The following is a 13,058-nucleotide window of genomic DNA, read 5'->3' as shown; positions in this document are numbered from 1 at the left end:
CATAGCCGTTCCCCCTATCCCGCGGCGGGAGACTCGTCCATGGATACCCGTGCCCTCCGCGACTTCATCCGGCTCGGCCGGTACCCTTTCCTCCTCTCGGGCTTTATCCCGTTCACCGCCGGGGCGCTCCTTGCGTTTCTCCTCGGGGCGCGGTTCACCCCGGCCCAGTTTCTCGTCGGCTACGCGGCCATGGCGGCGGCGCACCTCTCCGTCAACTATAGCAACGACTACTTCGACGCCGACGCCGACCGGTTCGTGGAGACGACGCCGATATCCGGGGGGAGCGGTGTCCTCGCCGCCAACCCGGGCCTGAAACCTGCCGCGCTCCGGGTGGCCGTCGCCCTGATGGCGGTCTCGGTTCTGATCGGCTACTTCTTCGTGACCGTCTACGCCTACCCTATCGTCTTCCTCGGCTTCGGCATCGCGGGCAACCTGCTCGGCTGGTTCTATACGGCGCCGCCGATTGCGCTTGCCTACCGTAACCTCGGCGAGGTCACGAACATGATCACGTTCGGCCTCCTGATGCCGGGGGCGGGCTACTTCGTCGCGGCAGGAACGCTGGATGCTGCCTTCTTCGTCTTCGCCGTCCCGCTCTGCCTCTACGGGCTCGTCTTCATCACGAGCGTCGAGATCCCGGACCGGGAAGGCGATATCGCCGGGGGGAAGCGGACGCTCGTCGTCCGGAGGGGCCGCGTCTTCGGTTTTTCGCTCATTGCTCTTGCGGCATCCCTCGCGACCGCGGCGCTCACCGTCTTCGCCCTCACCGGTTTCTTCGCACCCGTGGATTTCTGGCCGGTGGCGCTCATATCTCTCATCCCGCTCGGGATTGCTCTTTGGGGGTTCTCGCACCGGTGTGCGGAACGGGCGTGTGCTCTTCCCTACGCTGTCGCGAATATCAAGGGTTACTTCGCCTTCCAGGCGCTTGTTGTAATCTATTTCATCTACGCGGCCGTTTCGGCCTGACGAAAAAAAAGAGTGGGGCGCTTTACTTCTTCGTCATGAAGTAGTAGCCAGCCGCTGCGATGATGACGACGGCGATGACGATGACGAGGATCGTCGTAAAGGGCAGTCCTTCATCGGGTGTCTCGTCGCCAGGCGTCGTCGGGGTTGCCGGGGTTGCCGGGGTTGCTGTATCCGTCGGCGTGGCCGTCGTCACCGGCTCGGTGAAGAGCGCGAAGGTGCTGAAGTGGCTTATGGTCGCTCTCACGGTCCGGGTGCTCGGGTTGACGGTCGTCGGGACATCCTCCCACTCGCCGGTCTCCGTGTTGTACCACTTCACTGTGAGACTCTGGGTGGTGGGGTCGAGCGCATTCCAGTCTTCTTCGGGGATCTCCAGCGTCAGGGTGATCGCCGGGGCGAACGTGGCGCCGCCGGGGCTTCCCTCGTAGACGTAGCCGGCGAACTGGAACGCTGCTCCGCTCGGGAATGCGGGTGCCGTGTCGTTGCTGACGGGGATGAGGGAGATCTCGGTGAGCGGGTTGCCGCCTGCGTCGAGGGCCTCCGTGCCGATCGGGATGAGCAGGCTTCCGATGCCGTCCTCGGCGTTAATCTTGACGGACTTGAGGACCGTGCCCGCGCTGTTGATCTTCAGGGTGCCGCTCCCGGTGTAGGTATCCGTGGGGGTGCCACCGCCGCCGCCGCCGGGGCGGCGTGTGGGTGTCGGGGTCGGGGCCACAGCGGCGATGCAGACGTCCGTCTGGTCGAGCGCAACGACCTTCTCACCCTGCATACCCATGGCGTAAAGGTCGTAGGTGCCGGGCTCGAGGTTCTTGAGGGTCGCGGCCGGGATCGTTACCTTCGACGCATCCGCATCCCCGGAGCAGCCGTAGCCCTCGGCGATGGCGAATCCGGAGCCACTGCTGATTTCAGTCGGGACACCATCCACGGTCAGGGCGTAGGTGACCGGGCCCGCCTCGCCGCTGATCGTCTTTAAGATCGAGACCAGATCGGCCGCCGAGGTCGGAATAGGCTGTTTGGCGAGTTCTATGGTATCGACCTCCATATCGAGGCCGTACCGCGTATCCTTCTTGACCAGGGCGTAGGCGACCTTGTCCACGCCTCCGCTGAACGAGACGTTCACGTCCTTGTTCTGGTCCTGGTAGTAGGGGTCGCCGCCGTCCCAGGCGACGGCCTGGTTCCCGTCGAGGATGAGGACCGGCGTGGCGGCAAGGACGTGCATCGTCTCCGCGGCGCCGTCGTACTGCACCGCCGCGATGAGGTACTCCCCGGCCTCGGGCCGCGTGTAGGCCCTCGCGTCCATCATGTTCCGCGCAAGGCTGCTGTCCGTGGTGAAGCCGGTGAGGCCGACTTCGTTGTGGTTCAGCGTGTAGGCGAGATCGTTCTCATAGTAGTCCGAACTGGAGATGGAGCCGTAGGCCGTGAACCCCGTCTCGTTCATGTAGATGATGGCGTCGTTCTTGAAGAGGTAGCCCTCTTTCGTCGCGGCCTTGAAGAGTTCGGTGAAATTGGCGCCTTCGGGAAGGTTCTCCGGGGCCTTGATCAGGAGGACGTTGCCGGTCTCTCCGGGGACGTCCACGGTGAAGCTCGGGATCGTCCGTTTGATGTAAAACCGGTACTCGCACGGGATGGTGCGCCCGTCGACGGTCTTCTCCTGTATCACGGTCACGTGCACCCCGTGGTAGGTGCCGCTCGCCGGATCGAACTCACGGACGATGTTCCCGAAGAGCGGGTACTCGAATTCGCCAAGGTCGCCCGTCTCGGTGCTCCCGAGAGTCACCAGAGTGCAGTCCACGTCCAGCGGGTCAAGGGCATCGACAGTGCGGATGCACAGTTGTTTGTACTCCCTGGCGTCATCCATCGTTCCCGTAATGTAGATCTCCCCGCCTCCGGCAGCGGCCGCCGCAGGGATGAGGAGGAGGAGGGCGATGATGATACCCGGGAGTAGAACGCTCCTCTTATGGGTCATACGATTCACTCTCTATTGTCGCGGGATAAGTCTTTTTATTTCAAACGGCCACCTATACTTTGCTTAATAAAAAAAGGAGATCTCTTATGTCCAGACCCGGCGCACTCTTACTTCTGCTGCTTCTCCTGATCCCGGCCGCATCGGCGGCGACGATCAGCATCTCCCCCGAGAGGATCGACCCCGGGGACACAGTCAACGTGGATATAAACAGCCTTCCCGACGGCGCTGCGTTCTCGTTCGCCATCCGCGGGGAGTTCGACGTGAACCCCGGCGACACGTTTGCCTTTACGGCTCGCGACCTCGTCCTTCCCTTCTCCCTCGGTTCGGGTGAGGTGAGCGCCTACAGCCGCGGCACGGAGTGGACCGGGCTGTCCGTGCAGATGCCGGACGGGGCTTCGGCGAGCCTGAGCAACAGCGCCGACGCGAACGGCGAGTTCCGCACCACCCAGAACTACAACATCTCGAGCGGCACCTACTCGGCGATCACCCTCGATGGGAGGGCCGCGCCCGCGACCGAGCGCGTCGTCACCGAGGTGACGATGCAGGGCGTCAAGACGGGGCCCGACGACGGCCGGATCTCCTTTGCTATTGACGGCATCACGCACGGCACCGCGACGGTCACCGTCTATGTCGACGGAAGAGAGGCCCTCTCCCGGGCGGTCACCATCGGGTCCTCCTCCCCGACACCGACGGCAACGGCGACCGCCACCTCCTCCCCGGGCAGCAGCGGTGGTAACGGCGGCTCGACTAATCCCACCCCCGGCTCCGCGACGGTGACCTCGGCCGACGGGAAGGCATCCCTCACCGGGACCGATCTCGAGGGCGCCGGGCTTCTCGCCGTCGCCACGCAGGGCACCGTTCCCACCGGCTGGTCCCCGGACGGGAAGGCCTACGCCGTGACACCGGAGGGCCGGGAGTTCAGCCCCGCTGCGGTCCTCTCTTTCCGCCTCCCCTCGGTGAACGCGACGGCAACCCTTGCCCGCTACGAGAACGGCGCCTGGACGCCGGTACCGTCGAAGGTCGAGGGCGACCGGATCACGGCCCCGGTCTCCCGTTCAGGGTCTTACGTCCTCCTCGTCGCCACACCTGCGGTGGAGCCGACCGCGACGGCGACCGTTACCGCCGCCTCGCCCACCCAGACGGCGACTCAGGCAACCTCCGCGACGACGACCCCGACCGCCGCGCCGGTCGCCCCTCTCCTCCCCCTCGCCGCTCTCGCAATCTTGATGATGCTTGGGAGGAAGAGAAAGGTCTAACAGACCGACTCATGACGACCGAAGATCACCAGCCCCTGATCCTCGAGGCTGCCGGGGATATCCCCGGCGACCTCGTTGCCGTCGCCGCCTTCACGGTCGCGACCCTCGCCTGCGTCTACGTCCCGGTCTTGAACGAGAGTTTTCTCCGGATCCTCCTCGGCGTGGCGATGGTCCTCTTCATCCCCGGCTACGCCCTGATCGCGGCGCTCTTCCCTTCCCGGGGGGATCTCGACGGGATCGAGCGGGTCGCCCTCTCGTTTGGGCTCTCGATCGCCGTCGTCCCCCTCATCGGGCTTGCGCTGAACTACACCCCCTGGGGTATCCGGCTCGACCCGATCCTTGCGTCATTGACGGTCTTCACCCTCGCGATGACCCTGATCGCCTGGTACCGGCGTCTCCTCCTCCCGGCCGGCGACCGCTTCACGGTCCCGGCCCGGGCGATGCTCGGTGCGGCGTGGGCCGAGCTCTACGACCCCGGGGCCCCCCGGCTCGACCGGGCGCTCTCCGTCGTCCTCGTGCTCTCGATCGTCGTGGCGATCGCGACGACCGCCTACGTCATCGCGGTGCCAAAAGAAGGCGAGCACTTCACCGAGTTCTACATCCTCGGCCCCGGGGGAAAGGCCGCGGATTACCCGGCCGATTTTGCGGCCGGCTCGACGCAGTCGCTCATCATCGGGGTCGGGAACCACGAGTACCGGGAGGTCCCCTACACGGTCGAGGCCTTCGCCCTCAACCAGACCTTCGATCCCGCGACGAACACCTCGACCGTCCACGCGGCCGAGCGGCTCGACCGGTTCACCCTGACGGTCCCCCACAACGAGACCTCCGAACTGCCCTGGGAGTTCTCGGTCCCGTCGGCCGACTACAACCGGATCGAGTTCTTGCTCTTCAACGAGACGGTCCCGGGCCCTGCGGTCACGGGCGAGGACCGGATCAACGCGAGTTACCGGGACCTGCACCTCTGGGTGCGGGTCCGGCCGGCCTGAGGATAACTCTAAGAGTCTTTCTTTTTTCGTCGACGCCGGCGTGCTCGATCTTCGTCGGCTGTCCTGTCCCGAGGGCGGCGATCGCGGCGAGGAGGCTGCAGACCGGGCAGCCGACCATGGTGCAGCACTTCGGCGAGGCCGCCCGGACGGCCCGGCAGCCGGGGAGGAGCCGGTAGTCCGCAAGGGTGACGACGATGTTCTCGCCGTCCTTTACGGCGCTTGTGTTTGCAATCTCGAGGAGGTCGTCGCAGACCTCGACGATGCACGCGAGGAGGGCGTCCTCTTCTTCGGGGATCTCGAGGGCGTGCTTCTCTCTCAACCGTGCGAGGAGGGGGGCGCAGGTCGGCGCGATCCTGACGGCGGACTGCCCGTCCTCGGTGATGTAGGAGTAGTCGTCCCCGATATTCTCCGGGAGGGTCCCTGCGACCGGGATGATCTCGATGACCGTCCCTTCGTCCGGGACGAACCAGGCGTCGCCCTGGACGCCGAGGTCGGCGCAGAGGGTGGCGATGGTGACCGTCCCCTGTACCGGGAGGAGGGCGGCGATCTCCGGGTCGATGGGCTCGCCCTTGTGGAGCGCGAGGAGGAAGACCCCGGCGATGAAACACCCGGTGCCGGCGAGGATGACCGTCGCGGTGGTGATGTCCCCCCGCCCGGTGACGGCCGCGAGGGTGAGGAGGCCGGCGGCGGCGAGGATGAGGAGGAAGGCTCCCCGGTAGGGGTTGTTCCTGGTCATGCCCGCCCTCCTGCCCGGAGCGTGAGCCGGTAGTCCTTGAGGGTGAGGGCGAGATAGCCGCAGCCGAGGGCGACGGCGAGGCCGAGGAGGGCGATCATACTGGCAGCGTAGAGGACCGCGGCGAAGGCGGCCGCTCCGGCTGCAAAGACCGGGTAGCCCCGGCGGTCGCCGAGGAACGCCGCAAGGACGGTCACCTGGAGGACGAGGGCGACTGCGAGGTTGCCTGCGGCGACGACCAGAATTTCGCCCCCGCAGAGGAGGAGGAATGTTCGGTCGAGCTCCATCAGAGCACCTCCACGGCGTCGATCCCGGGGAGGGCCCCGGCGCCGTCGGGCGCCCTCAGGACGACCCGCATCCCCCGGACCTTCGCCTCGTGGACGATCTGGAGGAGGTGGCTCTTGTCGCCCGCGGGGAGGAGGGAGAAGACCCGGACCTCTGCGGCATCGGCCCGGCCGAGCGCCGCCCGCACCGCCGCGGCGAAAGGCGCGGGGCTCTCTTTCGCAAACGCGGCGAGGATGGTGCCGAGCCGCTCCCCGCGGCCGGCTACCCGGGCCCTGGCCGCGAGGACGGCGGGTCCCGGCGCCCGGTAGAGGGGGGCGCGGGGTTCGAGCGGCGCGAGCCCGCCGAGGGCCGAGAACGCTTCACGGATATCCTGTGTCCGGGGGAGGAACCGGACGACCTCGCCCCCGGCGACGACCAGGAGCGAGCAGCCGTCGCGTGCGTTGATCGCCCCCTCGACGGCGCCCGAGACGGCCATCGAGAACCGTGCGAATGTCTCCGGGTCCCCGGCCCGGGCCGGGAGGTCGACGGCGATGAGGGGCGAGCCCCCCTCGAGCCCGGCCGGCTCCCGGACGTAGTAGGCGTCGTGCCGGGCGGTGACCTTCCAGTCGATCCGGCCGGGGTCGTCGCCCGGCAGGTAGGGCCGGAACCCGCGGATGCCCTGGCCGGCGAGCGCGGCCCGCCGGTCGACCTCGGCGTCGCCGCTGCCGGCGCCCGTTCCCTTTCCGTTCTCGGCGGTTCCGGCGGGGAAGACCCGGATCTGCGGGGCATCGAACCGGCGGCAGACGAGGTTACGGGAGAAGAAGGCGTCGCTCGCCGTGATGACGACTCCACCGAACGCGGTCTCCCCCGGCGCCATGAACCGGAGGGTGTAGGCTGCCGCCTTCCCCGGCGGGGAGCGGGGGGCGTCGCCGGTCGCGACCGCCGGCGGGAGGTCGCGCACCCGGATCTCCATCCCGGCCGGGACGGCGAGATCGGCCCTTACCCGGACGGTCGCGGTCGTCCCCTGCCGGAGGATCGTCCGGTCGACCTCGCGGGCCACGGTGAGGGAAGCGGCCGCGGCCGCGAGGTCCTGCTCGAACCGCCAGCCCCGCCAGAGGAGGAAGAGGGCGAGGGAGCCGGCGGCGAGGGCCGCGGCGGGGTTTGCGAGGAGGAGCGCCGTGACGGTGAGGGCGAGGGCGAGGGCGGCGACGCCCCCGCTCATCCGGGTCGGCCGGATCATCCCTACGACACCTCGACGCTCTCGGTGATCCCGGCGATGACTGCCTCGGCCGTGATCCCGGTGATCGCGGCCTCGCGGGAGAGGAGGATGCGGTGGCGCAGCACCGGGAGGGCCATGGCCCGGACGTCGTCGGGGATGACGTAGTTCCGGCCGTTCAGGGCCGCCCGGACCCTCGAGCCCCGGACGAAGGCGATCGAGGCACGGGAACTCGCGCCGAGCCGGATGTCGCCGTGGGACCGGGTGGCGGAGACGAGGTCGCGCATGTAGGCGAGGACGGTCTCGTCGACCCGGACCTCCTGGACGGTCCGGGCCATGGCCTGGACCTTCGCGGGGCTGAGGACGGGGGTGATCCGGTTCTGGTAGATCTTCCAGTCCAGCTCTCCGTCGCGCTCCCGGCGGAGGATCTCGAGCTCGTTTTCGCCGTCGAGGTGGGTGAGGACCGAGCTGAACATGAACCGGTCGCGCTGGGCCTCGATGAGCGGGAAGGTCCCCTCGATCTCGTGGGGGTTCTGGGTGGCGATGACGAAGTAGGAGTCCGGGAGCGGGTAGGTCGTCCCGTCGATCGTCGCCTGGCGCTCGCTCATTGCCTCCAGGAGTGCGCTCTGGGTCTTGGGGGTCAGGCGGTTCATCTCGTCGATCATCAGGAAGTTCGTGAAGATCGGGCCTTTCTGGAGGACGAACTCGCTTCTGTTCCGGTCGTAGATCCGGACGCCGATGATGTCGGCGGGCTGGATGTCCACGGCCCCCTGGACCCGCCGGAACTCGTAGCCGATGAGCCGGGCGATGATCTTGCAGACGGTGGTCTTTGCGGTTCCGGGGACCCCTTCGATGAGGAGGTGGCCGCCGCCGATCATGCTGATGAAGATCTCCTCGATGAGAGGCTGGTTCGAGACGACCATCTGGTGGGTGGTCACCCGGATATCTTCGTAGGCGTTCTTGATCTCTTCTATGCGTGTGGTCAGATCGTCAGTCATCTCTCTTCCTCCCAAAGTGCCAGGCCACCGGCAGGACGACCAGGGCGGCGAAGGCGGCCGCGGCCGCCGGCGTCTCCCGGGCCCGGGCTATGGCGTTGATGATCGGGTTTGTGGTGCCGGTCCTGCTGTGGGCGGCGTCGATCAGGACCGGCTGGAGATTGTTGATGAACTTCGGGTTCTCGGCGAGCATGGCGTTGACGAAGAGGCTGGCGTCGCCGAGCACCGTGAGGTTCCCCTCCCGCGCGCAGACCGTCCGTCGCGCAAAGGTTTCGTCGCCGCTGACGCGTCCGTCGCGGTCGCCATCGTCCCAGGTGAGGATCGAGGTCTCGAGGAGGGGCTCGCCACCGGTGACCGCCGCCGGGCGGTTGAGGAGCACGGTCTCGACCCCGGCAAAGATCGTGGCGTTCCCGACGGGGTAGCCGGTGAACAGCCCGGGGTCGGCGTGGCCCCGTTCCAGGCTCGCGAGATTCCCCGGCCGGACTCTCATCGTGCTCCCGAGGTCGGCGAGGAGCCGGTTGGCGTTGCCCTCTTCGTCGGCGATGAGGACCCGGCCGCCGCCGTCGAGGAACGCCCGGAGGTAGCCGGTCTCGTCGGCGGTGAAGGCTGCGTCCGGCGCGAGGATGAGGAGGGTTGCGCCGGGGGGAAGGTTCCCCGGATCGCGGACCTCCTCCGCGGCGAGGTTCGAGGTGCCGTTCCACCCGACGTTGTAGCGGCTGAACTCCTCGGTGGTGGTGGTGGCGTGGGCGTACACCGCGCCGCCGGCGAGGAGGAGGATGAGGAGGACCGCCCAGGCCTCACGCTGCACCTTCGCCACCTCCGCGGGCTTCGGCTTCCATCGCCCGGAGTTCGTCGTCTGTTGGGGTCTCGCCGGCGTAGCGGATCCGCTCGTAGCGCTCGAAGAACCCGGCGTGGGCCGGGGCGAGGAGAGCGCAGTCCCGCGGGGTCTTCGTCCCGGGGATCCCGAGCCGGTCACGCAGCGCCCGGAAGAGGACGGTCGCGGCTTCCTGGGGCGGGAGGCCGGCGATCTCGACCTGCGGCGGGGCCTCGCGGGGTTTCTCCGGTTCCGGGGCTGGTGCCGCGACGGGCTCCTCCTCGGGCCGGCGCCGCCGGAGGTACCATCCGGTCCCGAGGGCGGCCGCGATGGCGGCAACGAACGGGAGGGGGGAGAGCCCCTCTCCGCGGACCTGGACGGTCTCTGCCGGGCTTTCGGAGGCGTTCAGGGGGTAGCCCGCGGCGTGGAACTTCGCCTGGAGGGTGTGCTCGCCGCCGGGGAGGACGAGCACTGTCCTGTAGGTGCCGTTCTCGTCGGTCTCTGCGGCGGCGAGGGTGCCGTCGTCGCGCCTGATGAGGACCGGGGCGCCCGCGACCGGTCGGTCGTCTTCGGTCGTGAGGTTCCCGGTGCAGGCGACGGCCGTCCGGTTCACCTCCGCGAGTGCGAGGGTGAGGGTGGTGTTCTGGGTGAGGACCTCAAACGTTGCGACCTCGGAGTAGATCCTGCCCGCGACGACGTAGGCGAGGTGCGGTCCGGCGGCGATCCGGCCGATCCGGTAGGGGTGGTTGTAGGCGGCGTCTGCATCGAGCGTGGCGGCACCTGCGACCCGGCTGTCGACGTAGACCTCGATCCGGGTATCCGGGATACCGCCGGCGTACCGGCCGGCGATCCGGAGGGTGTCCCCGTAGCGCCCCTCGGGTGGGGTGACCGTGACGTTGAGCGGGGATTTTACAGTGGTGCCGCCGGTCTGCCGGTCGTCCGCGGCGTCGGCGACCTCGGCGAAGTCCTCGACGCTCTGCTGGTAGGGGGTGGCATTGAGGTCGTAGTGCCCGGCGATCCGGGTCGTTGCGGGCTCTCTTCCGGCGTAGGCGGAGAACCCCTCCCGCATCTTCTGCCGGAGGGCCTCGCCCTCGTAGGCGATGGCCATCCGCTGCTCGCCGTCCTGGACCTCTATCTCGAGCCGTTTTAGGTTTTCGAGCCGCCGGCTGTCATTCAGGAGCGTCTCGAGGGCTTCCTGGTTCTGCCTGTTGTTCTGCTGGAACTCGCCGATGTCGGTCCCGCTGACGTCCAGTTTGACGACCAGCCGGTCGAACTGCTGCGAGAGTTCGTTGTAGCGGGCGAGGTCGCGCTCGGCGCTCTCGTAGTCCTTGAGTTTGATCGTGAGGGCCAGTGTCCCGGTCTCTCCCAGGAGGTCGTCCATCAGGGGCACCAGGGCGTCGGCGTCCCCCGGGGAGCGCTTCTCGATCGTCGCGGGGTCGGCGTGGGCGCCGGTCGATGTGTTTTCCGCTGTGTAGAGGAGCGGGGAGGCTGCCTGGGCTCCGAGGAGGGCGAGGACAAGGGCGGCTGCCGCCGCGAGGATGGCGTGCGAGGCCAGGCGGTTCATGCGGCAAGGATCTCCAGGATTTTTTCTACGACGATGTAGGCGAAGAGGGCGACTCCCGCGGCGATGAGGTAGCCGATGTAGCGCATGTAGCGCGGCCGGGAGAACGCCCCGTCGATCAGGACGGCGACGACGAGGAGGCCGATCAGCGAGAGGACGAAGAAGACCTCGAGGTCGAGCGTGCGGTTCAGGACCATGAAGAACGTGACGATGATAAGCCAGACCGCGAGTACGGCCGCCGCATAGTATTTCTTCGCACCCGCCATCCTGATTATTTTTCGGCTCTACGGGTGATAATGCTATTGAAACTGTGGTATTCCCCTTCCGGAGGGGTGGGGGGAATCGGGCGGTTTCGTGGGGCGGTGGTCTTGATCTGGAGGGTCCCCACGGGATGCCCGGGCCACCCTCCGGGGTTCCTCTACGTTAAGCTTTGTTTACGTAGAGTGGGCTTCCCCCGTCTACGTTAAGTTTTCTTTACTTGGTGGGAGTTTACTCGTGAAGATTCCCGGGAGCAGGAGGCTATCTGCCGGCTCTGTATCAGCATCGCGCTCACCAGTATGGAATCCGGCTGGCATCGCTATCGGGCAGGGTATCCCTCCCGAAAGATCCGGCACTCTGGTGGGATCTCAACTTCCAGGGCGCGGTCGAGTCCCCTGCTCGATGATCGAGACGCAATCCGTGAACATGTACTTTTTGTACCGCTGCTTCCCGGTGATCTCCTTTAAGATGCCGATCTCCTCCAGTTTCCCGATCAACTGGTATGCCGTAGGCCCGCTCACCCCGAGCACCTCCGCTGCTTCCCGCGTGGTGATGATCGGTTCATCGAAGAGTGCGTACACCAGTTTTACGGCGTTCGCCCCACCGATGTCGTGCTGGAGGAGCGTATCGACGACACTATCTTTCAGGCGGATGATCTCCCGTGTCGACGCGATCGACTCGTTTGAGACCTCGATGATTCCCTGCAGGAAAAACCGGAGCCATGCCTCCCATGCTCCGTCTGTCCGGATCTCGTTCAAGGTCCGGTAGTACTCCTCCCGGTGCCTTTTGAGGTAGATACTGAGGTACAGGAGCGGTTTTGCAAGGATCCCTTTCCAGCGAAGGTAAAACGTTATGAGCAGCCGCCCCATACGGCCGTTTCCGTCCAGGAACGGGTGAATGGTCTCGAACTGGGCGTGAATGAGAGCGATCTTGATGAGCGGCGGTATAGAGCCTTTTTCGAGGATGAAGGCTTCGAGGTCCTGCATCAGGGCTTCAATGCGTTCTGGGGGTGGCGGCACGAAGACGGCATCCCGGATCGAGGTTGCCCCTGATCGGGCTATGTAATTCTGGACGGTCCGGAAGTTGCCCGGCTCCCGATCCGAACCCCGCGTCCCCCTGATCAGGATGCAGTGGATGTCCCTGATGAGGTCCAGGGATATCGGAGCATTTTTGAGTTGTTCCAGCCCGCTGTCCATGGCCCGCAGGTAGTTGACGACCTCCCGGAGATCGTTGATGTTCTCCGTCGGCTTCAGGTTCGCCTCGAACTCCAGGACCCCTTTGAGCGAGGCCTCCGTCCCCTCAATCTGTGAGCTCAGCAGCGCCTCTTTCTTCATGTACATGGCGATGAACAGGTCGGGGTTGGGGAGCGTCACCGCTATGCCGTCGAGCCTTGCAAGCGCCCGGTCGGCTTCTGAGAGGAGGTATTGTAGTGTTTCATCGTACACGATCGGTGGGTCGGGTGGGAGGCTCTTTGGTATAAATGCGTTGTAGCCGCCTTTTTGGTGGACGAAATTCCCGGATCGACTCTCTTGCATGGTGCACCTGTGAGATGAGTGTTTTCTAAGTTGACTTTTGTTTACTTAGAGAGGTGGATCGTCATCTACGTTAAGTTTTCTTTACTTAGCGGGGGTTGTGGCGCGCAGGGTGACCGGACTCCACTCACACCGCCTGCTTGCAGTTGCCCCGGATCTGCATGAAGGCCTTATGGAGATCGCCGCCGAGTTTGAGGCGAACTGGAATGACTTCGTGGAGCGGGATGAGAACGGCCTTACCGGCGGCGCCCTCCCGTTCCGGAGAAGGCTTCTTTCGCTCTTTTCTGGTGAGTCCTGATGGGCTCACGGAAGAACTACGTCACTCGAAGCCTGACGGCTTCTCATGCTCCGGCCCTTCGGCCCGTCGCGACTCGCACCTTCGGTGCTCACGCTCCGGCCCTTCGGCCCGTCGCGACTCGCACCTTCGGTGCTCACGCTCCGGCCCTTCGGCCCGTCGCGACTCGCACCTTCGGTGCTCACGCTCCGGCCCTTCGGCCCGTCGCGACTCGCACCTTCG

General features: G+C 66.4%; 13 protein-coding genes. 4 read left to right on the top strand and 9 right to left on the bottom strand.

Annotation, left to right across the window (positions count from 1 at the left end; translation table 11 throughout):
- Window positions 1-39: 39 nt before the first annotated feature.
- Window positions 40-963, top strand: coding sequence for a prenyltransferase (locus tag FGW20_RS11530; protein WP_301678240.1), 924 nt, complete (start codon window positions 40-42; stop codon window positions 961-963).
- A 22-nt stretch (window positions 964-985) separates the two neighbouring features.
- On the opposite strand, the gene FGW20_RS11525 is transcribed toward FGW20_RS11530, so the two are convergent.
- Window positions 986-2,926, bottom strand: a complete 1,941-nt coding sequence (locus tag FGW20_RS11525; protein WP_301678239.1) for a hypothetical protein — start codon at window positions 2,924-2,926, stop codon at window positions 986-988.
- 86 nt (window positions 2,927-3,012) lie between these two features.
- Here FGW20_RS11525 and FGW20_RS11520 point away from each other — a divergent pair, with 86 nt between their 5' ends.
- Window positions 3,013-4,182: a hypothetical protein gene (locus tag FGW20_RS11520; RefSeq protein WP_301678238.1), complete on the top strand. Its 1,170-nt coding sequence runs from the start codon at window positions 3,013-3,015 to the stop codon at window positions 4,180-4,182.
- An 11-nt stretch (window positions 4,183-4,193) separates the two neighbouring features.
- Complete coding sequence (locus FGW20_RS11515; protein ID WP_301678237.1) at window positions 4,194-5,168, top strand: DUF1616 domain-containing protein; 975 nt, start codon at window positions 4,194-4,196, stop codon at window positions 5,166-5,168.
- Here FGW20_RS11515 and FGW20_RS11510 read toward each other — a convergent pair.
- From FGW20_RS11510 to FGW20_RS11475, 8 genes are all read right to left on the bottom strand, one after another.
- The gene (locus tag FGW20_RS11510; RefSeq protein WP_301678236.1) at window positions 5,116-5,904 is read right to left on the bottom strand and encodes a DUF7982 domain-containing protein; all 789 of its coding nucleotides are present in this window, start codon (window positions 5,902-5,904) and stop codon (window positions 5,116-5,118) included. The two genes, FGW20_RS11515 and FGW20_RS11510, sit on opposite strands and share 53 nt — an antisense overlap.
- Window positions 5,901-6,188 carry a hypothetical protein gene (locus FGW20_RS11505; RefSeq protein ID WP_301678235.1) on the bottom strand — a complete coding sequence of 96 codons (288 nt, stop codon included), beginning with the start codon at window positions 6,186-6,188 and terminating at the stop codon, window positions 5,901-5,903. The genes FGW20_RS11510 and FGW20_RS11505 overlap by 4 nt, the downstream gene beginning before the upstream one ends.
- Complete coding sequence (locus tag FGW20_RS11500; RefSeq protein ID WP_301678234.1) at window positions 6,188-7,405, bottom strand: DUF58 domain-containing protein; 1,218 nt, start codon at window positions 7,403-7,405, stop codon at window positions 6,188-6,190. Before FGW20_RS11500 ends, FGW20_RS11505 begins: the two co-directional genes overlap by 1 nt.
- Before the next feature lie 2 nt (window positions 7,406-7,407).
- Window positions 7,408-8,379: an AAA family ATPase gene (locus FGW20_RS11495; RefSeq protein WP_301678233.1), complete on the bottom strand. Its 972-nt coding sequence runs from the start codon at window positions 8,377-8,379 to the stop codon at window positions 7,408-7,410.
- On the bottom strand, window positions 8,372-9,193 hold the full coding sequence (locus tag FGW20_RS11490) for a DUF4350 domain-containing protein (protein WP_301678232.1): 822 nt from the start codon (window positions 9,191-9,193) through the stop codon (window positions 8,372-8,374). Before FGW20_RS11490 ends, FGW20_RS11495 begins: the two co-directional genes overlap by 8 nt.
- Window positions 9,174-10,754: a hypothetical protein gene (locus FGW20_RS11485; protein WP_301678231.1), complete on the bottom strand. Its 1,581-nt coding sequence runs from the start codon at window positions 10,752-10,754 to the stop codon at window positions 9,174-9,176. The genes FGW20_RS11490 and FGW20_RS11485 overlap by 20 nt, the downstream gene beginning before the upstream one ends.
- Window positions 10,751-11,017 (bottom strand): DUF8044 family membrane protein, encoded by a 267-nt coding sequence (locus FGW20_RS11480; protein WP_301678230.1) that lies wholly within the window; start codon window positions 11,015-11,017, stop codon window positions 10,751-10,753. Before FGW20_RS11480 ends, FGW20_RS11485 begins: the two co-directional genes overlap by 4 nt.
- Window positions 11,018-11,377: 360 nt before the next feature.
- On the bottom strand, window positions 11,378-12,544 hold the full coding sequence (locus FGW20_RS11475; RefSeq protein ID WP_301678229.1) for a Fic family protein: 1,167 nt from the start codon (window positions 12,542-12,544) through the stop codon (window positions 11,378-11,380).
- 109 nt (window positions 12,545-12,653) lie between these two features.
- Between FGW20_RS11475 and FGW20_RS11470 the strand changes: the two genes are divergently transcribed.
- Entirely contained in the window at window positions 12,654-12,839 is a 186-nt protein-coding gene (locus FGW20_RS11470; protein WP_301678228.1) for a hypothetical protein, read from the top strand.
- Window positions 12,840-13,058 lie beyond the last annotated feature (219 nt).

Source organism: Methanoculleus methanifontis, assembly GCF_030464365.1.
Taxonomy (GTDB): Archaea; Halobacteriota; Methanomicrobia; order Methanomicrobiales; family Methanoculleaceae; genus Methanoculleus; species Methanoculleus methanifontis.
Note: the sequence above shows the minus strand (reverse complement) of the source record. Positions and strands in the feature narration are given on the sequence as shown.

What these genes read in the sequence shown, in the direction of transcription:
- FGW20_RS11530 (WP_301678240.1), top strand. Translation starts at nt 40, where the DNA reads ATGGATACCCGTGCCCTCCGCGACTTCATCCGGCTCGGCCGGTACCCT.
- FGW20_RS11475 (WP_301678229.1), bottom strand. Translation starts at nt 12,544, where the DNA reads ATGCAAGAGAGTCGATCCGGGAATTTCGTCCACCAAAAAGGCGGCTAC.
- FGW20_RS11480 (WP_301678230.1), bottom strand. Translation starts at nt 11,017, where the DNA reads ATGGCGGGTGCGAAGAAATACTATGCGGCGGCCGTACTCGCGGTCTGG.
- FGW20_RS11515 (WP_301678237.1), top strand. Translation starts at nt 4,194, where the DNA reads ATGACGACCGAAGATCACCAGCCCCTGATCCTCGAGGCTGCCGGGGAT.
- FGW20_RS11520 (WP_301678238.1), top strand. Translation starts at nt 3,013, where the DNA reads ATGTCCAGACCCGGCGCACTCTTACTTCTGCTGCTTCTCCTGATCCCG.
- FGW20_RS11485 (WP_301678231.1), bottom strand. Translation starts at nt 10,754, where the DNA reads ATGAACCGCCTGGCCTCGCACGCCATCCTCGCGGCGGCAGCCGCCCTT.
- FGW20_RS11500 (WP_301678234.1), bottom strand. Translation starts at nt 7,405, where the DNA reads ATGATCCGGCCGACCCGGATGAGCGGGGGCGTCGCCGCCCTCGCCCTC.
- FGW20_RS11505 (WP_301678235.1), bottom strand. Translation starts at nt 6,188, where the DNA reads ATGGAGCTCGACCGAACATTCCTCCTCCTCTGCGGGGGCGAAATTCTG.
- FGW20_RS11495 (WP_301678233.1), bottom strand. Translation starts at nt 8,379, where the DNA reads ATGACTGACGATCTGACCACACGCATAGAAGAGATCAAGAACGCCTAC.
- FGW20_RS11525 (WP_301678239.1), bottom strand. Translation starts at nt 2,926, where the DNA reads ATGACCCATAAGAGGAGCGTTCTACTCCCGGGTATCATCATCGCCCTC.
- FGW20_RS11510 (WP_301678236.1), bottom strand. Translation starts at nt 5,904, where the DNA reads ATGACCAGGAACAACCCCTACCGGGGAGCCTTCCTCCTCATCCTCGCC.